A 22,267-nucleotide genomic window follows, 5' to 3' on the forward strand; every position below is an offset into this window, starting at 1 on the left:
AGTCGGTGCCAGTCCGCATCCGGCCGCATTTCCTACTCAACCGTCACACTCTTCGCCAGATTTCGCGGCTTGTCGATCGGCCGGCCCTTCTCGTTGGCGACGTGGTACGCGAACAACTGAAGATACACGTTCGCCACCAGCGGCTCGACGATTCCCACGTCAGGCACGTCAAAGGACACATCGAGCGTGTCGTACTCGTCGCCTTCCGAGACACAGCCCAGCGCGGGCGCCCCACGCGTCTGCGCTTCGGTGACGTTGTTCATCGTCTCGGCGGCGCGTGCACCCTCTGTCAACACCGCCAACACGGGCGTGTCGGGTGTCACCAGCGCCAGCGGCCCGTGCTTGAGCTCGCCGGCGGCGAACCCCTCAGCGTGGTCATACGAGATCTCTTTGAGCTTCAACGCGCCCTCCAGTGCCACGGGCACACCGAGCGCCCGCCCGACGAAGAAGAACGCCTCGCTGTCCTGGTACTCGCGAGCAGCCTCCCGCACCTGCGTCTCCTCGTCGAGCACCTGCTGGACCGCGCCGGGTAACCCCTGCAGATCCTCTAACACGGAGCGCGCGTCCGCGGCCCCGAGCGCCCCCCGATCGCGGCCGACGGCCACCGCGAGCATCGCGAGCGTCGCCACCTGCGAGGCGAACGTCTTCGTCGCGGCCACACCGATCTCCGGGCCGGCCCGGATGAACGCGGTGCCATCCACTTCGCGTGTCACCGTACTCCCCAAGGTGTTCGTCACGGCGAAGGTCCGCGCGCCGGCAGCGTTCGCCCGCCGGACCGCGCCGAGTGTATCGGCCGTCTCCCCGCTTTGGGTGACCGCGACGACGAGCGTGCGGTCGGGCGTCCGGCCCGCGCCGAACTCGTACTCGCTGGCGATCTCGACGGTCGCACGCACCCCCGCGAGCTCCTCGAACAGCTGGGCAGCGTACCGGCCCGCATAGTATGAGGTCCCACAGGCGACGACCCGAATCTCCTCGAGATCGGCGAGGAAGCCCGGCGGGAACGAGACGTCGAGATCCACGTCGCCAGCGTCGACATCCAAGCGTCCGGTAAGCGTCTGGCGAAGCGCGGAGGGCTGCTCGTGGATCTCCTTGCGCATGTAGTGGTCGTAGCCGCCCTTCTCGGCGGCGTCGGCCTCCCACGTCACGGTCTCGATCTCACGGTCGACCGGCTCCCCACTGGCGTAGATGTCGACGCCGTCGGCTGAGAGCGCCGCCACGTCGCCGTCTTCGAGATACGTCACGTCGCGGGTGTGATCGAGGAACGCCGTCACGTCGCTGGCGACGAACGCCGCGTCCTCGCCCCGGCCCAACACCAGGGGGCTCCCGCGACGCGCGACGACGATCCGGTCGTCGTCTTCCCGCACGGCACAGATCGCGTAGCTTCCCTCCAACCGGTCCTCGACGCGCTGGACCGCGGCCAACAGATCGGCGTCGGGGTCAGCGGCCAGCGCCTCCTCGATGAGGTGCGGGATGACCTCGGTGTCAGTGTCACTTGTGAACCCGTGATCCGCCAGCTCCGCTTTGAGCGTCTCGTGGTTCTCGACAATCCCGTTGTGGACGACAGCGACGTCGCCTACACAGTCGGTGTGGGGGTGCGCGTTCGCGTCTGTCGGCGGCCCGTGCGTGCTCCAGCGCGTGTGGCCGACGCCGTGGGTCGCGTCGGGCACCTCGGGCACTGTTAGCCCGTCGACCTCGCCGGAGCGTTTCGCGACGGTGAGCCCGCTGGAGTCGCCCACGAGCGCGACGCCCGCAGAATCGTACCCACGGTACTCGAGATTCTTGAGCCCGCGGTGCACGATATCGCCGACACTGTCAGCGCGACCACCGTCGCCGGCCGTCTCGTCCTCACCCGCAGCGACGCCAGCACCGACGTATCCGATAATGCCACACATAGTTACCCCCTCCTGACGACCGCATCCGCTGTAATCCGGCCGTCGATCACGACCCCCGCGTCGGCCTGCACACCGTCACCGACGACCGCGCCCTCGGTGAGCGTCGCCCCCCCACCGATCGACGCGTTGTCACCGACCACGCCGCTGAGTTCGATATCGCGGTGCACCGCGTCGCCGACAACCATCTCCGCGGCGCCGCCGGCGATCGTCGTGTTTGGCCCGATGCGGGCGTTGCCGGCGACGACGGCGTCGCGCACGACCGCCCCCGCACCGATGACGGCATCGGGGAAGATCACCGCGTTCTCGATGACCGCGTTCGCCTCGATCGTCGCGTTGCTCCCGATTGCCGTACTCCCGCCGATCGTGACGTTCGCGCCCACCCGGATGTTGCCCGCGAGTGCCACATCAGCAGCAGTACTCACCGAGTCGCCGAGCGCCGGGTCGCCGCGTTGCGATTCGTCACCCTCGTCGATCAGGCCTGCATTAACCGTCAGCAGATCCCAGAGGTTCGAGACGTCGAGCCACCGGCCGTCGTACGGCACCGCTGTCACGCCGCGGTCGGTGGCAATTTCGTTCAGCGTCGCCGTCAGCGTCAGCTCACCAGTCACGTGGGTCTCGCGGATTGCGTCGAAGATTCCCGGCGAGAAGCCGTAGACGCCGGCGTTGATCCGGTTGGTGTCAACTGGGCCCTCAGGTTTCTCTTCGATCCGTGTCACTCGGCCGTCGCCGTCGCTGGTCACGACGCCGTACTCGCGCGGATGTTCGACGGTCGTGACCGCCATCGCCGGCGCCGCGCCGTCACGGACGCGGTCACAGACCCGCGAGACGAGCGACGGGTCGACGATCCGATCGCCGTTGAGCACGAGAAAATCGTCATCAATCGCCGATTCAGCGTGTAACACGGCGTGACCGGTGCCGAGCTGCGTCGACTGCTCGACGTACTCGATCGTCACGCCCCAATCGTCGCCGTCGCCGAAGTGATTCCGGATGCGTTCTTGACGGTAGCCGACGACGAGGACGATCCGCTCGATGCCGGCCGCGGCGACCGCCTCGACGACGTGTTCGAGCAACGGCCGGTTCGCGACGGGGATCATCGGCTTGGGCCGCCGGTTCGTCAGCGGCTGGAGCCGGCGCCCCTCACCGGCTGCGAGGATCACCGCAGTCACGGGGTCTTCGCTCATACCCTGCCATCAGCCGCCTGACTGTTAAAACGCTCGTGCCCGGCGAGAAGTCAGATCGCGGTATGTGATGGCGATTCGCATGCAATTTGCGGAGAATCGAAGAGACGCCCTCGCGCTTCAGCGCGGGGTAGATGTCATTCCGAGAGCCGGTCGCGCGTCAGCGCCTCGCCGGGAGCGGTCGTCTCACCTGCGCCCAGTTTGACGCCGGCGTTCAGCGACGTGTTGATCCCGGTCTTCGCGTCGTCGCCGACGATCGCACCGAGCTTTCGCCGGCCGGTATCCACACGGTCGCCTTTCACCGTCAGCCGGACATTTGCGTCATCGTGCCGCAGGTTCGCCACGTTCGTGCCCGCGCCGACGTTCACGCCACGTCCGAGCACGGAGTCACCAACATACGAGAGATGGCCCACCGACGCGTCGGCCATGAGCACGCTGTTTTTGATCTCAACACTGTGACCGACGTGTGCGTTCGGCCCGACAACCGTGGCGCCCCGAATGTACGCGTTTGGCCCCACCTCGGCGCCCGATCGGATCAGCGCCGGCCCCTCGACGTACGCGCCGGATTGTAGTTTTGCGCCCGCTTCGATGACAACCGGACCGTGCAGCTGGACGCCGTCTTCGACGGTGCCGTCGGTCTCGACACCGTCGTCCAGCTCCCCGAGCGCCAGTTCGTTCGCTTCCAACAGCTCCCACGGCCGCCCGACGTCGAGCCACGTCCCCTCGTAGGGCGCCACGTCGATCTGGTGGCCGTCGTCGAGCAATAGCTCGATCGTCGTCGTGATCTCGTACTCGCCGCGTTCGCTCTCGGGCGTCCGATCGATGTACTCGAACACGTCGGGCTCGAAGGCGTAGCAGCCGACGTTCGCGAGGGTGGTCGGCGGATCGTCGGGCTTCTCGACGATCTCCGCAAGCGAGCCATCGTCACTCGTCGAGAGCACGCCGTACGCCCGCGGATCCGCGACGTCGGTGGCCGCGACAGCCGTCCCCTCCGCGTCGGCGAGCGCCCGCGGGAGCGAGGCGTCGACGACCACGTCGCCGTTGAGCACGAGGAAGTCGTCGTCGACGACGGGTTCGACCTGCGCGACGGCGTGAGCCGTCCCCAGCGCCTCCGCCTGCTCGACGTAGTGGACCGGATAGCCTCGGTACGACTCACCGATCGTCTCGCGGATCGCGTCGCCGCGGTAGCCGGTGACGACGACGAACTCGTCGACGACGTCGATCGCGGTATCGAACACGCGTTCGAGCAGCGAGCGATCTCCGACCGGGAGGAGCGGTTTCGGGCGGCGGTCCGTCAGCGGTCGCATCCGGGTCCCGCGGCCGGCCGCGAGCACGACTCCGTACATATCCAGAGTCGACGAGGGGGTGTGGTTTAGCCGCTGTGATCGGTGTTCGAGCGCCAGTCCCGAATACGAGAACGAATGCGTGTGTAGATATATTTCGTGTACCAAAGATATATATCTCTCACACCGCTATCAGATCACATGTCTGACGACAATACTAGGAGCTCGTCGTCGGGCAGTCCCTCGGAGGCGCGGCGTCGGTGGAAGAGCGAACGAACCACGTTTCAGCGAGTGTACGACGTGATCACCGGCATCACCGATTACGCGTCGGCCAGCGCCATCGCCGAGCGTGCGGACTGCTCTCCCGACGGCGCACGAAACGCGCTCACCCAACTGTCCGAGATGGGAATCGTCGATCAGCGCGGGAGTCGTCCCGCAGAGTACCGACGCAACGAGTCGTACTTCCGATGGAAGCGCGTCGAAACGCTGGCTGGCGAACATACGCCGGCTGAACTCCGTGAGCGCTTGGATGACCTGCTCGAGGAGGATACGGATCTCCAGCAATCATTCGGTGTGCCCGCCCCCAACGGCGTCTCAGTCGCTCGGATCGAAGATGGCGACCACGCGGCGGTCCATGATCGGCTTGCGTCGCTGTCGCGGTGGCGCACGGTCCGACGCGACATCGAGCTGCTGCAACGGGCGCTCTCGCGAGCCGACGCGCAACGGCGCGACAGTGGCGACCTCGGGGCGTCGGCCTGACGCGGACAGAGACCCATGTCGGACGACGATCCTACTGATGTGGCAGAGGGTGGCCGGCTCGATCGGACGACGATACAGACGCTCGGACGGCGAGCGGAGACACACCCGCTGGTCGACTCGTGGCGGTTCGCGCCGGATCGCCTCTCTCCGCGTTCGCTCGTGATCTCGCTGGAGTCAACCCCATATCCCGACGCGGTCGACACCGCACGGATCGACGTCCACTGGTTCGTGACCGGCGACTGCTATATTCACTACGTCGAGAAACGCGGAGGGTCACCCTTCCAGTGTCGATGGGATCGGCATCCGAAGACAGACACCCCGCGGAGCCATTTCCATCCGCCACCGGACGCAAGTGGTGTGGAACCGTCACCGCTCGACGACCATCACCTCGAGATGCTGTTCGCCGTTCTCGACTGGGTCACCGAGCGCGTCGAACGCCTCCATGACGAGTCGAGTCGTTCTGGTTAGACGGTCTCGCTCGCACGCTCGATAAGCTCCCGCGCCGTCTCGAACAGCTCCTCGGCGTCGCGTTCGTCGCGCGCCTCAGCAGTGATCCGCACCAGCGACTCGGTCCCGCTCGCGCGCACGAGGAACCAGCCGGCGTCCGTCTCCACCCGGATCCCGTCGAGCGTCGACACGTCGTCGTACTCGGCCGTCGCGAGGTCGGCGACACGCTCGATGATCGCCGATTTCGCGTCCGTCTGCACGGACTCCCGGCGGATCGGGTACTCGGGGAGGTCGTCGACCATGGCGGCCAGCGAGCCCTCGGCGCCGACCAGCGCGGCCAGCGTGCAGGCCGCGAGCGGGCCATCTGGACAGCGGATCTGCGTGGGCCAGATCCATGCACCGCTCGGCTCGCCGCCGAACACCACATCCGGCGTCGTCGTTTCGGCGGCGACGTACGCGTCGCCGACGGGCGTGTACGTCACGTCGGCGCCGACCTCGGCGAGCGCATCCGCGACGAGGAGGCTGGTGTCGACCGGGACCGCAACGCGGTCGCCCGTCTCGGCCTCACGTCGGGCGAACAGCGCCAGCAGCGCGTCGCCGGCGACGAACCGCCCGCGCTCGTCGATCGCCATCAGCCGGTCGGCGTCACCGTCGTGGACGACCCCGAGATCTGCACCGGTCGCGTCGACGACCTCGCAGGCGGTTTCGCAGTTCGCGGCGGTCGGCTCACTCGGCCGCCCCGGGAACCGGCCGTCCCGCTGGGCGTTGAGCGTCTCCACGTCGCAGCCGGCCGCGTGAAGCGCGTCCGCGGTAACGCGCGCGACGCCGTTCCCGAGGTCGACGACGACGGAGAGATCGGCCGGGATCGCGACCGACTCGCGGAGCGCTTGTTCGTGATGGCTGCGGGCGCCCTCCAGCTGGCGGTGCTCGCCGAGTGCGTCCCACGCCGCAAGCTCGAACGTCTCCTCGCGAACGATCTCGGCGATCCGTGCGTTCGCCTCGTCACCGAACGCCCGCCCGTCGGCCGCCCAGAGCTTGATCCCGTTGTCGGGCGCCGGATTATGCGAGGCGGTGACGACGACGCCGGCGTCAGCACCTTCGCGGACGACGCTTCTGGCGACGGTCGGCGTCGGCTGGACGCCCACGTCGATCACGTCTGCGCCGCATTCCGTGACGCCGGCCGAGAGAGCGCGGCTCAGCGTCCGGCCGCTGTCCCGCGCGTCACGGCCGAGAACGACCGTCTCGGCGCCGTCCGTCGCGAGGGCACGGCCGATATCAAGCGCCAGATCGGCCGTGACCTCCTCGCCGACGCGGCCGCGTACGCCGCTGGTTCCGAACATACCGCCGCTTCTCTGTCGGTCGAAAAGACGTTTCGGGTCGCAGCCGAGACAGTAGACGCGAGATGGTGTCCCCGCCCCTAACCGTCCTCCCGTACCATCCCGTCCAACCCACGGTCAACGGCGAGTGCGAACTTCCGTGGATTCGATCTGGTTCTCGCGTGAAGCGCGCGTGCAGTCGGCGTGTGGCAGCCGACTCAACGCTACCAATTCACCGTCGAGGCGGCGTCGACGTACGCGCGGACGTACTCATGACACGGCTCCGGCGCCGATCGGAACACCCGGAACTCGTCGTGTTGGTCGTCCGGATCAAGTTGTCCATCGACCACGTCGACCACGTACCCGTTCGCGAGATAGTGCTTCGAGTCGACGCCCGCGACATCGGAACTCTCGTACCGATGCTCGAACGCGCCGAGCGATTCGACGATCTCGACGGCGATGTCCAACTCGTCGTCGGCGACCCGATGGACCGCTTCGCGACGCGTTTCCCCTTTCAGGACGCGCCCACCTGGCACGAACCAGTACCCCTTCGCGGGCTCGTTCGTCCGTCGACCGAGCAGGACGCCGCCGTCACGCCTGATCACCAAGTCGACGGAGACGATCGGAACGTTGGCGACGATCGTTCGCCACTCGTCGTCCGGAATCCAGTGGTCGTCCATGGTCGATCGAGAGCGAACAACGGGATAGTGTTGTGGCAAGCGGGATCGAGTGAGGAACAACGACTCGCAGTAGCCTCAATACGATCGCTACACTTCTCAGTGTAAACATTAACTACGTTGTCGACACTACTAACTCGTATGTCAACGGCGGTAAAAATAGACGAAGCGGCGAAATCCAAACTTGAGGAGCTTCAGGCAGAGATCAGGCTGAAGACCGGGAAGAAGGTCACACAACAGGATATCCTCACGCAGCTGATCGAATCAGCCGTCGAGTCCCGAACGAAATTCGTCGACTCGTTTCGCGACGGGAAGACGAGTCTGAGGGAGACGGAGATTCGAACGTTCAACGAGGGGACGATCGCGTCCGGCGTGGAGACGGACGAAGAGGATATCGACGACGTACTATACGGATGACCGTGGCCCACATCGAACACCACGATATCGACTCCGTGTTGAGTTTCGACGACGATTTTGACGGTATCGTTTCGCGACTCGTGCCGAGCACGCTCTCTTCCGGAGAGTGATCGCTGGTGACCGCCGGATGAGAGGACCTATCGGCGACAGCGAACCGAAGCCATAATCCTCCCGCCCTGACGACACAAACCTATGCAAGACAAACGCGTCCTCGTCACGGGCGGCGCGGGCTTCATCGGCTCGAACCTCGCCAACCGCCTCGCGGCCGACAACGACGTGATCGCCGTCGACGACTGCTACCTCGGCACGCCCGAGAACCTCAACGACAACGTCGAGTTCGTCGAAAGCTCGGTGCTGGACGACGACTACCCCGCCGACGTCGACGTGCTCTTCCATCTGGCCGCGCTCTCCTCGCGGAACATGCACGAGACCGACCCCCAGCGCGGCTGCCGCGTCAACGTCGAGGGGTTCGTCAACGCCGTCGAGCGTGCCCGGCAGGAGGGGTGTGAGACCGTCGTCTACGCCTCCACTTCGTCGATCTACGGCAGCCGGACCGAACCCTCCCCCGTCGACATGGACGTGGAGGCCCACACCGCCTACGAGGCCTCCAAGCTCGCCCGCGAGCGCTACGCCGAGTACTACGCCAACCACCACGAGATGAACGTGGCCGGCCTCCGCTTCTTCTCGGTGTACCAGGGCTTCGGCGGCAACGAGGAGCATAAAGGCGAGTACGCGAACACGGTCGCGCAGTTCGCGGACAAAATCGCGAACGGCGAGGCGCCCGAGCTGTTCGGCGACGGCAGCCAGACGCGCGACTTCACGCACGTCTCCGACGTCGCCCGCGCCTGCGAGCTCGCCGCCGACCACGCGATCACCGGCGTCTACAACGTCGGCACCGAGGAGGCGTACACGTTCAACGAGATGGTCGCGATGATCAACGACGCGCTCGGCACCGACATCGATCCGGAGTACATCGAGTGCCCCTTCGACGGCTACGTCCACGACACGATGGCCGACTACTCGACATTCCACGAGGCCACTGGCTGGGAGCCCCAGATCAGCTTCGAGGAGGGCGTGAAGCTGGTGTGCGAGCCGTACCAATAAGAACGAACGATTCGGAAGTCAGTACCTATACACCGCTGGCACGGAACGGGCAGACGTGCCAATACCACTCATCGGATCGCTCGTCGCGTTCGTCGTCGCGCTGCTCGTCGGCGGCCTCGCCATCTACGTCAGCGCGCGGTTCGTCGCGGACGTCGACGACTACAGTCACGCCGTCGTCACCGCGCTGCTCGGCGCCCTCGGGTGGGCGCTCACCTCGTGGATCCCGCTCGTCGGCCCGCTTATCGCGTTGGTCGTCTGGGTCGGCGTCATCAACTGGCGGTACCCCGGCGGGTGGATCAAGGCCCTCATCATCGGCGCGGGAGCGTGGGTGTCCGCGCTCGTCATCCTCTTCGTCGTCAACACCGTCTTCGGGCTCGGAATCGGCGCGTTCGGCGTGCCGGGAGCTTAAGCGCCCGCGCCGAGCCTCCGGACGGCAGAGTCGGTCACAGCGTCGACGCCGCCAGCGCCTGCTCGGACCGCCGCCGCAGCTGGTCGAGCCGCCGGTCGATGGCGGTCGCGAGCTCGGTCGGCAGATCGCCGCGCGCATCGGTGAGCCGCGTCTCGACGCGGCCGAGCCGGTCGCTGACGGTCCCCAGGCTCTCGTCGGCCCGCGACCGGGATCCGGCGTCGGCCCGGTCGGCCGCGCGGCGGGCGGCGTCGGCGACCGCGGTCAACACCCGAGCGAGCTCCTGCACTGGGCTCGCGGCGCCGTCGTCGGTCCCGCCGTCCGAGCCGTCGTCGTCGCTCCCGTCGGAAACGGCGTCGACCGCCGCGCTCGTCTCCGCGGCCACGTCTGCCAGATACGCCGCGAGGGGGGCCTTGCCGGTCCGCGGGTCGTCGATTCGGACGCCGTCCTCGTCGTCGGGATTGACCCGGTACGCGCCGATCTCGTCGTCGCTGTCCCGGAGCTCGGTCGTGTACGCGCCGCCCCGGTGGAGGTAGACCGCGTCGGACCCGTCGAGCGGCGCGTCGTAGATCCGCCCGGCGAAATCGTCTTCGACCGCGAGGTCGGTGAGGTCGGCGTCGGCGCCCTCGCCGTCGATTTCGAGCTTCAGCGAGCTCTCGCGGGCGACCACGGGGATCTCGCCCTCGACGCCGGCCGGGGTCACGCCACCGTCGGCCGCGCTCACTGAGACCGACTCGCTGTGAGGTTCCACACCGGCGCCGTTCACCGTCAGTCGATGGTCCCCGTCCGGAACGCCGCGGAGGACGGCGACGCCGCCGAACGTCGGGACGGCCTCGGGCTCGCTCTGCAAGAGCGCGACCGTCTCGACCGAGAGCGCCCGCGTGGTCAGTCCCTCGTCCTCGGGCGCGTCGTCCGACGTGATCGCCTCCGTGACGGCGGCGACAACGGAGTTGATCGACGAGGGGGAAGCGATGGCGTCATACCGGTCCGCCAGCGCGGCGCGGTGGTTCGGCTCGGAGACGTCGGCGGCCGGATCCCCGTATCGCGGCTGGTCCCACGGGACGCCCGTGGTCGTGATGTGACCGGCGATGGCGTCCTCCGCGACCGCCGGGACCGAGAACTCGAAGCTGAGCTGCGGCCCGGTGAACGCCGTGATGTACTCAAGTTCCTCGGTCGAAACGAGGTCGTACGCGACGTCGGCGTCCGTCTCGCGGCTGGCGTACCCGAATCGTAGGCCCGTGGCTCGTTCGGGCAGGTCGGTCGGCGGTGACGTGAGCTCGGCGAACGACCGGACCGTCAGCTCGTCGGCGACGAGGTCCGCCCGTTCGACCGAGGGGAGTCGGTCGTGGTCGTACAGCGGGGCGCCGTCTAACTCGGGGATCACGTAGGGGAGCCGCGACCCCTCGTCCCGGGGGAGGCCGTACGCGATCGGGATGTCGGCGACGTCCTCGAACCCCTCGATCGCGCTGTTGGTAATGTCCGCGACCGTCCCGTCACCGGGCAGTCGCTGGAACCGGTCCGCGACGTCGTTGACAGAGAGCGCGCTCGAGTGCGACCCCAACTCGGAGAGGATCCGCGGGGGCCGCTCCGCGTCCGGGTCGAGGAACTCGTTGTTGGGGACGCGCCCGGAGTGAGAGCTGGCGACGTACAGCTGCGGGTCGCCCGACTCGGTGTCGACAAAGACGTGGAGGACCTCCCAGTCGTGCCAGTGGAAGTTCGTCGTGAACTGGTCGAACGCGAAGTAGTACCAGAACTGGACGACCGCCAGCGGGGAGTCCGCGTACTCGACGCCGTGGTAGAACACGGTCGGGTCGGGCGGGCCGTCGGCTTCTCGAGCCCGCTCGGTGTACCCGTCGAACGCGGCGAACCCGTCGACGATCGGCTCCCCGTCCCGCTCGACCTCGTAGGGGCGCGGGTCGGTCGGGAACCACGTCTCCTGTTCATCGAAGTACAGGGTCGGCGCGAACCGCTCGGCGAGGTCGCGGGCGCGTTCATCGCTCAACGCCGTCGTTGTTCCGTCGTCGTCGCGGTCGAGCGCCGAACAGCCCGCGAGCGACGCCCCGCCCGCGACCGCGCCGAGCGTCGCCAAGACGTCGCGGCGCCGCAGGCCGACCGCGTCCTTATCGGTCATTTCACCGCCTCTCGTGAACGCCGGCTCCGCGGGCGCGAGCGGTCGGCGAGACGGTGAGCGAGCGGGTCACGGACGGACGAGCCGCCGGGACGCGTCGTGCGGGACGCCCGGCCGAGTGATCGGAGTCGGAGTAGGGGGTCATCGGTAGCGAGCCGTTCGGTCCCCACCGGGATATACCGGTGAGACGTTCAGTCCGGTTTGTCACGAGTCAAGCCGCTTTCGCGCCCAGACCGTCGTCGACCGCCGATTCGACCCGCCCGATGGCGGCGCGCGCGGTCGCCGGCTCGGCTCGCGTCGGACGACGCGTCGGTCCTCTCTGATCTCGGTCGAGCGCGCTCCCGGCTCGCGGGGCGTCCCCGGCGAGGCGCGACTCGCGACAAGTGGGTCGCAGGTGCATCCGGTCGACCGCTCGATGATGTCGTCCGCAGTGCCACTCTCGTCGCGCGCGACGGTCCGCCCGCTCTGTCTACCGTCGGCGACGGGGTCGGCGGCCGCGACTGCGGTGCGATCCGGATTATTCGGCTTAATTTGGCCTAAAAGGCGCTCAAACGGGTGAATCCGAATTCACGGTTTTACCCTCTTATGTGGCCTGCTGTCCGAGCGATGAGTGTAATGAACGCGAAACGACTCATCACGATCGCTATCGCAGTGACGTTCCTGATCGGCGGCCTGGCGGCGGTCGGTGCCGCCAGTCCGGCCGACACGGCGGCACAGAACGCGACGAACGTATCGGACGACCCCGCGCCGGACGAGGCGACGGCCGACGACGATACACCGGACGAGGCGGGTGCGGACGACGGTGAGAACGCGAGCGAGGAGCGCGCCGGAAACGCCGATGACCGCGCTGGCGACGCAGACGGTGTCGGGCCGAGCGACGGCCTCCCCGAACAGGTGCCCGATCGAGTGAGCGAGATTCACGAGACCATCGATTCGTTCCTCAGCGGTTCGGAAGATGGGCTCGGAAGTTCGTTGAGCGACCTGCTGTCGGGCGATAACGCGGCCGACGGAAACGCTGACGACGCCGACGGAAACGCTGACGACGCCGACGGAAACGCTGACGACGCCGACGGAAACGCTGACGACGCCGACGGAAACGCTGACGACGCCGACGGAAACGCTGACGACGCCGACGAGACCAACGACGCTGACGACGAGATGATGTCGTAGTCCCTTATAATCCTAGTTAATACAATAACACAGATAATACCCATGAGTGATTTAATAGTAGATAGACGGACGTATCTGGCAGGCACAGCAATAGCAGGGACGGTCGGGTTCGCGGGCTGTCTCGGCGGCGGCGAGACCGGGACGCTCGCGACGCAGGTGACCGACCAGCCGGGCGATATCGCCGACTTCGAGTCGTGTGTCGTCACGATCGTCGGCATGTGGCTCGGTCCCGAGGGCGCCGAGGCCGGCGACGAGGAGGGCGAGGAGCCCGCCGACCGCGAGTACCACGAGTACGACGAGCCGCAGGAGGCTGACCTCGTCGACCTCCAAGGCGACAACACGCAGCTGGTCGACGAGCGCGAGCTCGACGTCGCGACGTACCAGTTCCTGCAGCTGGACGTCGACGGCATCGACGCGACGCTCGAGGGCGGCGACTCGGCAACTGTCGGGGTTCCGGGGGACGCGCCGCTCACGTTCAACCAGGAGTTCGAGGTCCGCGCGGACGCTCGCACGACGTTCACCGCCGACTTCACTCCCGTCCTCCGCGGACAGACCGACGAGTACCTCCTCCAGCCCGTTCCCGACGGAATCACCGTCGAGTACGAGGGCGACGAGGAGTAGCGCCCGGAGCGTGAGTCCCATATGAACCGAAAATACGTTGCCGGCGGCGTGCTCGTCGTGATCGTTCTCGCCGCCGCGGTCGGCGCGATGGCGTACACCGGCGTGGGTCCCGCCCCCGGCGGCGACTCGGGCGGTTCGGACATCAAGGAGTTCCCCACTGAGAACGCAACGGACGACGACGGGTCGGGGACAGCGTCGTCCACTGACTCGGAGCCGTTCACGTTCACGGTCGACGAGACCACGGAGTGCGGGACGACCTGCCGGGACGTCACCGCGACGCTGAACAACGAGCAGAACGAGACCGCGACCGGCGTCACCACGTACATCCGGATCTACGCCGGCGAGAACAACACCGACACGGACGACATCGTCTGGGAGGGGACGGTGGACGTCGGCACGCTCGAGGCCGGCGCGTCCCACACGACGACCGAGCGCGTCGAGCTCTCGCTGCGAGAGGCGCGGACGGTCGACCAGAACGGCGGCTGGATCACCATCCAGACCACCGTGGAGTCTGACGACACGACCGTCACGTTCCGAGAGAGCGAACAGGTCGCGTGACCTGACGAGGGGACGCGGCTCAGGGTATTGTTCCGTTCGATTGCGATAGGGGGAGCGTCGCCGACGTCGATGAAACGAAACGGAGCCGTTTCGCCGACCGCTACATGTAGCCGAGGTCGCGCAGCCGCTCCATCAGGTCCTCTTTGTCCTGGGCGCGGCCGGCGCGCTCGGTCGTCCCCTCGAGGTCCTGCAGCCACGCGGGCTCTTCGGTCGTCTTGTCCGTCGAGACCTCGCTGCCGAGCGAGCGGAAGCCGGCGAAGTACTTCGGCGAGATGGGGATGTCTTCTTGGCTCACGCCCTCGGGCAGATCGTCGTCGGCCTGCGGGACGTACCCCTCGTCGGGGAACGCCTCGACCGTGTCCGGGACGACGTAGTTCCAGAACGCCTCCCACACGTCGGCCTCGGCGAACTGCAGGATGGGCTGGATGCGGTCGTGCGGCGGGAACAGGTCGGGGTCGTGGCGCGGCGAGAAGAACGTCTCGTCGGCGCGGGCCTCCTGCTCGTCCCAGCGGACGCCCGAGATGACGCCGTCGATGTCGTGGGCCTCGAGGGCGTTGTTGAGCGCGACCGTCTTCAGCAGGTGGTTCCCGACGTACGTGTCCAAGAGGAACGGGAACGTGTCTTCCTCGTACTCGAGGATGTCACGGATGTGGTGCTGATTCTGCTCGTTCAGCTCGGCGACCGGGATGTCGTCGCCCGGCTCTAACCCGTTCGCGTCGACGTACGCGCCAACGTCGTCGTTGCGGGCGTAGACGAGGTCGATCTCCCACTCGTCGGCCCAGTGCTCGACGAAGTCGGTGATGTTGTCGAAGTGCTGGAAGTGGTCGATGAAGACGGCGGTCGGCTTCTCGTAGCCGTACTCCTCGGCCACCTGGTTGATGAAGTACAGCGTCAGCGTGGAGTCCTTCCCGCCCGTCCACATCACCGCGGGGGTGTCGTACTGCTCTAACCCCTGCCGGGTGACCTCGATCGCCTTCTCGATCTTGTGTTGCAGCGACGGGTAGTCCGCCGGATCCTCGCCCTCGCCGTCGGCGTAGTCGACGTCGACGCCCGCCGGGAAGTCGTCGGTCATACGCCGGATCTGTCCCCGCGGAACGGAATAGGCCTTCTGAATCTTCCCCGCGCTCGCAGTCGGCGCGAACCCGCGCCAACCCGCACGCTCCGCGGCGCGAACGCGCTCCGCTCGCCGGAACGCAAGGGATATGTCGGCGGCACCGGACGTTCCGCCCATGGGACTGTTCGACCGGCTGCGCGGCGACGACGACGAGCGCGTGGTCTTCCTCGGCATCGACGGCGTACCGTACGACCTCGTCCAAGACCACCCCGAGGTCTTCGAGACCCTCACCGACATCGCCGAAAGCGGGTCGGCCGGGCGCTTGGAGAGTATCGTCCCGCCCGAGTCGAGCGCGTGCTGGCCGAGTCTCACCACCGGCGTCAACCCCGGCGAGACGGGCGTGTACGGCTTTCAGGACCGCGAGGTCGACTCCTACGAGACGTACGTCCCGATGGGCCGCCACGTGAAGGCGACGCGGCTGTGGGACCGCGTCACCGACGCGGGCCGGGACGCGACCGTGCTCAACGTCCCCGTCACGTTCCCGCCGTCGACGCGGATCCAGCGACAGGTCTCCGGCTTCCTCTCGCCCGGGCTCGACGCCGCCGCGAGCGACGACGCGGTCGAGCAAGTGCTCCAGGAGCACGACTACCGCATCGACGTGAACGCGAAGCTCGGCCACGACGACGACAAAAGCGAGTTCATCGAGAACGCCCACGCCACCCTCGACGCCCGCCATGACGTGTTCACGCACTACCTCGCCGAGGACGACTGGGACCTCTTCTTCGGCGTGTTCATGACCACGGACCGCGTCAATCACTTCCTGTTCCGCGACTACGCGACCGACGGGGAGTACGCCGAGGAGTTCCTCGACTTTTACGCGAAGCTCGACGAGTACATCGGCGAGATCCGCGACTCGCTCGACGACGACACGACCCTCGTCGTCGCCTCCGACCACGGGTTCACCGAGCTGGAGTGGGAGGTGAACTGCAACGAGTTCCTCGCCGACGAGGGGTGGCTCTCCTACGCGGACGACGACCACGACTCGCTCGAGGACATCGACGACGAGACCAGAGCCTACTCGCTCATCCCCGGGCGTTTCTACCTCAACCTGGAGGGCCGCGAACCCGAGGGGGTCGTCCCCGAGTCGGAGTACGAGGCGGTCCGCGAGGAGCTCATCGCCGACCTCGAGGGGCTCACCGGCCCCGACGGCCGGCAGGTGTGCAAGCGGATTGTAAAAGGCGAGGACGCCTTCGACGGCGCCCACGACGAGATCGCGCCGGACCTCGTGGTCATCCCGGCGGACGGCTTCGACCTGAAGTCCGGCTTCGGCGGGAAGGAGGCCGTCTTCACCGAGGGGCCGCGCAACGGAATGCACAAGTTCGAGAACTCGCTGTTATACGCCACCGACCCCGCTCTCAACGTCGACGGATCGAACCTCTTCGACGTGACGCCGACGATCCTCGATCTCATGGACGTCGACGTCGACGCCGACTTCGACGGCGAGAGCCTCCTCGCCGAGTGACCGTCGTCGGCTGAGCGGTCCCCTGGCCTCCTGAGCGGTCCCCTGGCCTCCTGAGCGGTCCCCTGACCGCCAGTTTCAGCACTCTATCAGAGCAGCGACCACCGCTCGCCCGGCGCGGCCCGAAATCCGTACAGCTCCTCCCCGTCGACGACGAGCAGCCGGTCCCCGACCGCGAACAGCGCCTCGACGCGGACGCCATCCGGGAGGGGGGCGCTCCAGCGCTCGCCCCCGCCCACGCCGACCGCGACGATCACCGGCCGGGTCTCCCGGCTCCCCTCTCGCACCGCCTCCCGGCCGACCGCGTAGATCCCCCGCTCGTCGGCGGCGAACGGGCGCGAGGCGGGCAGACCGTCGCGCTCCCACGCGATCTCGCCGGCCGCGACGTCGAGCGCCCGGGCGGTCTCGCCGCGGCGGAGGTAGACGCAGGCTCCCGCGGCGTCGTCGCTTCCGCCACCCTCGACGAGCGGCGGCCGCTCCCGCGGTGTCGGGACATCCAGCGCGAACAGACGGTCGAGGTCGCGATCGAACCCCCGCACCGAGTCTCCCGACGTGTTTCCGACTACCACGGTGTCGTCGACGACGACGAGCCAGTCGGCGCCGCTCGAAAGCGGTCGGATGACGCGTCGCTCCCCGGTCGGATCGAAGCGGGCGAGAACGGCGTCGGCGTCGGATCCGCTCGCCGCGTCGAGTCCGGTGACGACGACCCAGACGTCCTCGCCGTCGATCGCGACGCGGTCGGGAGCGACGGCCCCCGGACCCAATTCGGTCACGCCGGGCCACGCCGCCGCGAGGTCGAAGGCCCGGTCGCCCGTCTCCGCGTCGAGGACGACCGTGTCATCCGGAAGGACGGCGGCCACAACCCGATCGCTGGCGCGGACGGCGTCGACGCTCGCGGGGGGACCGTCGTCCGTCGCACCGTCGTCGCTCTCAGTCGAGCCATCGCTCCCGGACGACTCGTCGGCAGTTGCGGCGCCGATGTCGACCTGCCAGCGGATCGGGTCGGGCTCGTCCGTACCGCTCCCGCCATCGTCGACCCCCGGGTCGTCAAGGTCGAACGCGGCCGTCTCGCGATCGATGGCGGTCACGCGGTCGCCCGCGACCGGCACGACGACCGCCCCCTCGGTGACGGCCGGGGGGCCTGCGGCCTGCCGCTCGGTCTCGGCCTCGAGCCGCGTCTCGCCGGTCGGGTCGAGCGCGGTGACTCCCGCGTTCTCGTAGTCGCGCCACGCGTCGTCCTCGAAGTCGTACGTCCGGCCGGACCGGTTCCGCACGACGAACAGCCGGTCGCCGACCGGTCGGAACCAGCGGTCGCCCGGCCCGAACAGCCCTCCGCCGCCGAGCGACGACTCCCACGCGAGGTCGCCGCCGCCCGGACGGTAGCCGCAGCCGGCGAGCGCGCCCGCGAGGCCGACACCGGCCGCCGCGAGAACGCGTCGCCGCGAGGGCTCTGTTGGCGCGTCGCGCTCCGTCACTCCGTCTCACCCGCGAGTTCGCCAAGTCGCCGGACCCGCTCGCGGGTCGGCGGGTGCGTCTCCGGGAACACGTCGGTGCTCACCAGCTCCTTGTCGCCGAACGCGCGGCTCTCTAAGGGCGCGACGTACAGCGCCTCGGCGCCGCCGTCGAACGCGCGGAGGTCGCGCTCCGGCACTTCGGGCATCGTCTCGTCGAGCGTCTCCAGCGCGCTCGCGAGCGCCGCCGGCGACCCCGTGATCTCGGCGGCCGCCTGGTCGGCCGCGTACTCGCGGTACCGCGAGAGCACCCGGTGGATCAGCACGCTCCCGGCCCAGAACATCGCCGAGACGGTGAGCGTGAGGACCGCGCTCACCGTGATCACGACGATCCCGACCGCGAGCGCCCGGCCGTCGCGGTTCCCGCCCGACCCGCCGCCGCCGAAGCTGAGGAACCGGAACAGCCCGTAGAGGACGTAGAAGGCGAGCACAGCGAGGTAGTAGGTGACGGTCGGGAGCACCCACGCGACGGTCATCAGGCTGGCGTCGCGGTTGGCGAGGTGCGCGACCTCGTGGGCGAGCACGGCGTCGCGCTCGGCGTCGTCCAGCGTCTCCAACAGCGCGGTCGTGACGACGACGGTACCGTTGCCCGGCGTCCCGACCGCGAAGGCGTTCGGCAGCTCCGTGTGCGCGACCGCCACGTCGGGCTTCGGGACGTCGGCCTGCGCGGCCACCCGCGTGACGGCGGCGTGCAGCTCCGGGTACTCGTCGGCCGACACTCGCCGCCCGCCGACGGAGCGGAGGACGGTCCGGGAGCCGTATCGGTACTGGACCGCGAGCCCGCCGAGGACGACGACGGCGAGCAGGATCGGGTCGACGTACACCTCCCCGGTGTAGGGGCGCTTGTTCGCCCACTCCAAGAGAGGGAGCCCGACGGTGTTTATCAGGAAGACGAACGCGTAGACGAACGCGAACGGGAGCGCGACCACCAGTCCGGTCGCGATCGCCATCCGGAGGCGGAGCCGCTGGTCTCGGTCGAGCCGGTTCGACGGGGCGAGCGCGCGGAGGGGACGGAGGAGGTCGGCGATGGAGGGCGACATCGTATGCGACGGCCGCGTAGGACTGCCGCCGGCTTAAATCTGCTCGGTCGGCGTCGAACACCGCATACAGAGCACGTCGGTGCCGGCCCAGTTGACGTCGGTCGACCCGCAGTTCGGGCACCGATGCGTCTCGTTGCCGTACTCCGTCGTCCCGCGCGGCGCCGCGAGGTGGCCGTCCGCGACCGCCTTCTCAACGAGCCCCGCGAAGCGCTGCCGCTTAAACCGGGCGCGGTGCGCGAGGAAGTCGCCCGCCCTGGCGGGGTCCGACCCGTGGAGGTCCTCCCACTGGATCGCGATCTCGCCGTTCGCCTGCCCGCGAGCGACCTGTTTGATCGTCGCGGCCGCGGCGCCGAACAGGGGCGTCGTCGCGAGCGCCTGCGGCGAGTCGATCGCGTCGGCGGCGGCCGCGTACCGCGCCGCGGCGTCGTCGTACGCCGCCTCGGCGCCGTCGAGTCCGCCGGCGACCCGGAAGTCGGCGACGAACTCCGCGAGGCAGGCGCCCTGTCCGGGCGCGTCGAGGACGCGCTGGAAGTCGCGCGTCGCAGCGATCCCCTCGACCGCGCGCTGGGTGGCGCGGCCGTCGACGCCGGCGACGCGGTACGCGACGGTCGCCGCGAGCAGCTGTTGGAGCCCCTGCCCGATCCATCCCTTCTCGTCGGGCGCGAACGGATCGAGGCCCTCGCGCGGGTCGGCGAGCACCCGGCGCCCGCCACGGGTGTAGCGGTTCCCGGCCGTCTCGTACTCGCGGGCCGCGAGCGCGTCGACCGCGGCGTCGTGGTGGCCCCCGTCTTGCGTGTTCATACCGATTGAAAGGGAGCGAACGGATTATCGGTGACGGTCACCGAGGCGCCGCGCGCGGCGCGGTCGGCCTCACAGCGACGGGGCGTCCCGGCCGATCGACTCGTAGAACGCGACCGAGTAGGTCGCGTAGAACGCGGCGAACGCGCTCGTCAGTAAGAGGTAGCCGACGCCGGCGACGACGAGGACCGGCAGGGTCGGCTCGATCGACGCGAGATCTGCAAATGGCGTTCCGGACATCCCCGTGGGCTGGGGATTGAGGAGCAGGGAGGCGGCCGCGGCCAGCGTCCCGAGGACGACGCTCCCGACGAGGAGGATCAGCGAGTACCCGACGACGCTCAGGAGGTTCGACCGGACGAGCCCGACGCTGCGCCGGAACCCGTCGACGAGGTCGGTATCATCAAGGACGATCGCGTGGGCGTAAAACTGGACGGCGAAGGTGACGAGGAGGTACGCGAGCAGGAATCCGCCCCCCACGATCGCGAGGAGCGCGAGCAGCGTCGGGTCGATTCCGACCCCCGGTGCCTCCGCGGGCATCGACGCCGCGCCGCCGACGATGACGATCAGACCGCCCATGAACGCGACGAAGCCGAAGACGAGGTTGATCGCGAGCAGGACGAAGTAGCCGAGCAGCAGCGACACGTAGTTCGCCTTCCCCTCCGCGACCAGCGTCCCGAGGCCGGTCCGGCCCGCGATCGCCTCGCTCGCCATCCCGAGCAGCCCGCCCTGGAAGAACGGCAGCGCGAGAACGAACACGCCGAACGTGGCGAGCGAGACGACCGCCGTCAGGATCGGCTGTGTCGGCGGCACGAAGAAGTTCGGGACCTGTGCGAGCCCGTACAGCGCCGTGACGAGCAGGAGGATCGGGTTGCGAACGATGCCACCGACTGCCGGACGGAGAGCGTGGAGGGCCGCCATAGGCGCATATTCCGCCACCGATATATAAATTAGACTGTATGTCGCCCGGGAGTCGTCAATTGTCGCGGAGGGCGGGAGGCGTCGCCGGCGCTACCAGGTGAGCCCCTCGTACGTCAGGCCGTCGCGCCGCTCGACGATCCGGCGGCCGTCGATCACGACGGGCTCGGCCATGGCGTCGAAGGCGTCGTCGAGCGCCGCGAACTCGTCCCAGTCGGTGACGACGAGCGCGGCGGTCGCGCCCGCCAGCGCGGCGGCGGCGGAGTCGGCGTAGTCGACGTCGGGGAAGCGCTCGCGCATGTTGTCCGTCGCGACCGGGTCGTAGCCCACGACGTCGGCGCCGCGCGCCTGCAGTCCCTCGATGGCCGGGATCGCCCGCGAGTTCCGGACGTCGTCGGTGCCGGGTTTAAAAGCGAGTCCGAGCACGGCGACGCGCTCGCCCGCGACGTCGACGTGCGAATCGAGGAGTTCGAGCATGCGCTCCGGCTGGCCGTCGTTCACCGCGACCGCGGCGTCGAGCAGGGCGGGTTCGTAGCCGGCCTCGCGGGCCGCCGCCCTAATTGCATCCACATCTTTGGGAAAACAACTCCCGCCCCACCCCACCCCCGAGCGCAGGAATTTCGCCCCGATCCGGTCGTCGAGCCCGACCGCGTCCATCACCTCGTAGGCGTCGATGTCGAACCGCTTGCAGATGTTCCCGAGGTCGTTCGCCAGCGAGATCTTCGACGCGAGGAAGGCGTTGTTCGCGTACTTGATCATCACCGCGGTCTCGGGGCCGGTCCGGATGACCGGGACGGCGCCGTCGGTCGCGGCGACCAGCGGCTCGTAGAGCGTCTCCAACCGCTCGGTGGCCCAGTCGGAGTCGGTGCCGAAGACGAGCTTGTCCGGGTGTTGGAAGTCGTCGACGGCGGTGCCCTCGCGGAGGAACTCGGGATTGGTCGCGAGCTCGACGCGGTCGGCGGCGTCGCCGGCGCCGGCGCGGAGCGCCTCGCGGACCTCGCGGACGCCCGGCGGCGTGATCGTGCTCTTGACGACGACGAGGTGGCGGTCGTCGCCTCCCGCCCCCGCCAGCGCCTCGCCCGTCATCTCAGCGGCCGCCGTGAGTGGACCGAGGTCGATGCTGCCGTCCTCGCGGGAGGGGGTGCCGATCGCGAGGAACGTCACGTCGGCGTCGGGGACGCCGTCGTACTCGGTCGTCGCGCGGAGCCGGTCGCCCGCGTGTTCGGCCAGCAGGTCGTCGAGGCCCGGCTCGTGGATCGCCGCGCGGCCGTCGTTGAGCGCGGCGACGACGTCCGGGTCGATGTCGATCGCGGTGACGTCGTGGCCCGCGTCCGCGAGGCAGGCCGCGAGGGTCGTTCCGACGTATCCGCTGCCGACGACGGTGACTCGCATATCGGACCGAGCGACCGCCGTCACAAAGAGCGTTGCGCGTTTCCCCCGTCGGTGCGTTCGCCGCGGGAGCAGTGAACGGACG

20 protein-coding genes are annotated in these 22,267 nt (G+C 68.5%); 8 read left to right on the forward strand and 12 right to left on the reverse strand.

Annotated features, from left to right (window positions below; all coding sequences use genetic code 11):
- Nucleotides 1-32: 32 nt before the first annotated feature.
- The 3 genes from glmS to glmU all read right to left on the reverse strand — a co-directional run bounded on the left by glmS (nucleotide 33) and on the right by glmU (nucleotide 4,416).
- Nucleotides 33-1,892 carry a glutamine--fructose-6-phosphate transaminase (isomerizing) gene (gene glmS / locus Hrr1229_RS01600; protein ID WP_123114514.1) on the reverse strand — a complete coding sequence of 620 codons (1,860 nt, stop codon included), beginning with the start codon at nucleotides 1,890-1,892 and terminating at the stop codon, nucleotides 33-35.
- Nucleotides 1,893-1,894: 2 nt separating this feature from the next.
- Complete coding sequence (locus tag Hrr1229_RS01605; protein ID WP_123114513.1) at nucleotides 1,895-3,073, reverse strand: sugar phosphate nucleotidyltransferase; 1,179 nt, start codon at nucleotides 3,071-3,073, stop codon at nucleotides 1,895-1,897.
- Between the two features lie 134 nt (nucleotides 3,074-3,207).
- Nucleotides 3,208-4,416, reverse strand: coding sequence for a bifunctional sugar-1-phosphate nucleotidylyltransferase/acetyltransferase (gene glmU, locus Hrr1229_RS01610; RefSeq protein WP_123114512.1), 1,209 nt, complete (start codon nucleotides 4,414-4,416; stop codon nucleotides 3,208-3,210).
- 228 nt (nucleotides 4,417-4,644) lie between these two features.
- On the opposite strand from glmU, the gene Hrr1229_RS01615 reads away from it, so the two are divergent.
- Nucleotides 4,645-5,112 carry a hypothetical protein gene (locus Hrr1229_RS01615; protein WP_255212549.1) on the forward strand — a complete coding sequence of 156 codons (468 nt, stop codon included), beginning with the start codon at nucleotides 4,645-4,647 and terminating at the stop codon, nucleotides 5,110-5,112.
- Between the two features lie 464 nt (nucleotides 5,113-5,576).
- Here the strand turns inward: Hrr1229_RS01615 and glmM are convergent, their stop codons facing one another.
- Together glmM and Hrr1229_RS01630 are read right to left on the reverse strand one after the other, a co-directional pair.
- A complete protein-coding gene (gene glmM / locus Hrr1229_RS01625) occupies nucleotides 5,577-6,899 on the reverse strand; it encodes a phosphoglucosamine mutase (RefSeq protein WP_123114509.1) in 1,323 nt (440 codons plus the stop codon).
- Nucleotides 6,900-7,099: 200 nt separating this feature from the next.
- Nucleotides 7,100-7,555 (reverse strand): NUDIX domain-containing protein, encoded by a 456-nt coding sequence (locus tag Hrr1229_RS01630; protein ID WP_123114508.1) that lies wholly within the window; start codon nucleotides 7,553-7,555, stop codon nucleotides 7,100-7,102.
- Between the two features lie 138 nt (nucleotides 7,556-7,693).
- Here Hrr1229_RS01630 and Hrr1229_RS01635 point away from each other — a divergent pair, with 138 nt between their 5' ends.
- The 3 genes from Hrr1229_RS01635 to Hrr1229_RS01645 all read left to right on the forward strand — a co-directional run bounded on the left by Hrr1229_RS01635 (nucleotide 7,694) and on the right by Hrr1229_RS01645 (nucleotide 9,482).
- The gene (locus tag Hrr1229_RS01635) at nucleotides 7,694-7,969 is read left to right on the forward strand and encodes a hypothetical protein (RefSeq protein WP_123114507.1); all 276 of its coding nucleotides are present in this window, start codon (nucleotides 7,694-7,696) and stop codon (nucleotides 7,967-7,969) included.
- A 192-nt stretch (nucleotides 7,970-8,161) separates the two neighbouring features.
- The gene (locus tag Hrr1229_RS01640) at nucleotides 8,162-9,073 is read left to right on the forward strand and encodes an NAD-dependent epimerase/dehydratase family protein (protein WP_123114506.1); all 912 of its coding nucleotides are present in this window, start codon (nucleotides 8,162-8,164) and stop codon (nucleotides 9,071-9,073) included.
- 61 nt (nucleotides 9,074-9,134) lie between these two features.
- On the forward strand, nucleotides 9,135-9,482 hold the full coding sequence (locus Hrr1229_RS01645; RefSeq protein WP_123114951.1) for a hypothetical protein: 348 nt from the start codon (nucleotides 9,135-9,137) through the stop codon (nucleotides 9,480-9,482).
- Nucleotides 9,483-9,516: 34 nt separating this feature from the next.
- Here the strand turns inward: Hrr1229_RS01645 and Hrr1229_RS01650 are convergent, their stop codons facing one another.
- On the reverse strand, nucleotides 9,517-11,610 hold the full coding sequence (locus tag Hrr1229_RS01650) for a hypothetical protein (RefSeq protein ID WP_123114505.1): 2,094 nt from the start codon (nucleotides 11,608-11,610) through the stop codon (nucleotides 9,517-9,519).
- 612 nt (nucleotides 11,611-12,222) lie between these two features.
- On the opposite strand from Hrr1229_RS01650, the gene Hrr1229_RS01655 reads away from it, so the two are divergent.
- Genes Hrr1229_RS01655 through Hrr1229_RS01665 form a run of 3 tightly spaced genes read left to right on the forward strand, consistent with a single transcriptional unit; the run spans nucleotide 12,223 to nucleotide 13,956 of the window.
- Nucleotides 12,223-12,777 (forward strand): hypothetical protein, encoded by a 555-nt coding sequence (locus tag Hrr1229_RS01655; protein ID WP_158606084.1) that lies wholly within the window; start codon nucleotides 12,223-12,225, stop codon nucleotides 12,775-12,777.
- Between the two features lie 42 nt (nucleotides 12,778-12,819).
- Complete coding sequence (locus Hrr1229_RS01660) at nucleotides 12,820-13,398, forward strand: DUF4382 domain-containing protein (RefSeq protein ID WP_123114504.1); 579 nt, start codon at nucleotides 12,820-12,822, stop codon at nucleotides 13,396-13,398.
- Nucleotides 13,399-13,419: 21 nt separating this feature from the next.
- Nucleotides 13,420-13,956: a hypothetical protein gene (locus tag Hrr1229_RS01665; protein WP_123114503.1), complete on the forward strand. Its 537-nt coding sequence runs from the start codon at nucleotides 13,420-13,422 to the stop codon at nucleotides 13,954-13,956.
- A gap of 100 nt (nucleotides 13,957-14,056) precedes the next feature.
- Here the strand turns inward: Hrr1229_RS01665 and Hrr1229_RS01670 are convergent, their stop codons facing one another.
- The gene (locus Hrr1229_RS01670; RefSeq protein ID WP_123114502.1) at nucleotides 14,057-15,028 is read right to left on the reverse strand and encodes a phosphoadenosine phosphosulfate reductase family protein; all 972 of its coding nucleotides are present in this window, start codon (nucleotides 15,026-15,028) and stop codon (nucleotides 14,057-14,059) included.
- A gap of 157 nt (nucleotides 15,029-15,185) precedes the next feature.
- Between Hrr1229_RS01670 and Hrr1229_RS01675 the strand changes: the two genes are divergently transcribed.
- Complete coding sequence (locus tag Hrr1229_RS01675) at nucleotides 15,186-16,532, forward strand: alkaline phosphatase family protein (RefSeq protein WP_123114501.1); 1,347 nt, start codon at nucleotides 15,186-15,188, stop codon at nucleotides 16,530-16,532.
- 86 nt (nucleotides 16,533-16,618) lie between these two features.
- Here Hrr1229_RS01675 and Hrr1229_RS01680 read toward each other — a convergent pair whose 3' ends face one another.
- The 5 genes from Hrr1229_RS01680 to aglM all read right to left on the reverse strand — a co-directional run bounded on the left by Hrr1229_RS01680 (nucleotide 16,619) and on the right by aglM (nucleotide 22,185).
- Entirely contained in the window at nucleotides 16,619-18,004 is a 1,386-nt protein-coding gene (locus tag Hrr1229_RS01680; RefSeq protein ID WP_123114500.1) for a PQQ-binding-like beta-propeller repeat protein, read from the reverse strand.
- Nucleotides 18,001-19,080: a M48 family metalloprotease gene (locus tag Hrr1229_RS01685; RefSeq protein WP_123114499.1), complete on the reverse strand. Its 1,080-nt coding sequence runs from the start codon at nucleotides 19,078-19,080 to the stop codon at nucleotides 18,001-18,003. The genes Hrr1229_RS01680 and Hrr1229_RS01685 overlap by 4 nt, the downstream gene beginning before the upstream one ends.
- 33 nt (nucleotides 19,081-19,113) lie before the next feature.
- A complete protein-coding gene (locus Hrr1229_RS01690; protein ID WP_123114498.1) occupies nucleotides 19,114-19,881 on the reverse strand; it encodes a hypothetical protein in 768 nt (255 codons plus the stop codon).
- 69 nt (nucleotides 19,882-19,950) lie between these two features.
- On the reverse strand, nucleotides 19,951-20,796 hold the full coding sequence (locus Hrr1229_RS01695) for a hypothetical protein (RefSeq protein WP_123114497.1): 846 nt from the start codon (nucleotides 20,794-20,796) through the stop codon (nucleotides 19,951-19,953).
- A 90-nt stretch (nucleotides 20,797-20,886) separates the two neighbouring features.
- Nucleotides 20,887-22,185, reverse strand: coding sequence for a UDP-glucose 6-dehydrogenase AglM (gene aglM, locus Hrr1229_RS01700; protein ID WP_123114496.1), 1,299 nt, complete (start codon nucleotides 22,183-22,185; stop codon nucleotides 20,887-20,889).
- Between the last annotated feature and the right edge of the window lie 82 nt (nucleotides 22,186-22,267).

This window comes from Halorubrum sp. CBA1229, assembly GCF_003721435.2.
Classification (GTDB): Archaea; Halobacteriota; Halobacteria; order Halobacteriales; family Haloferacaceae; genus Halorubrum.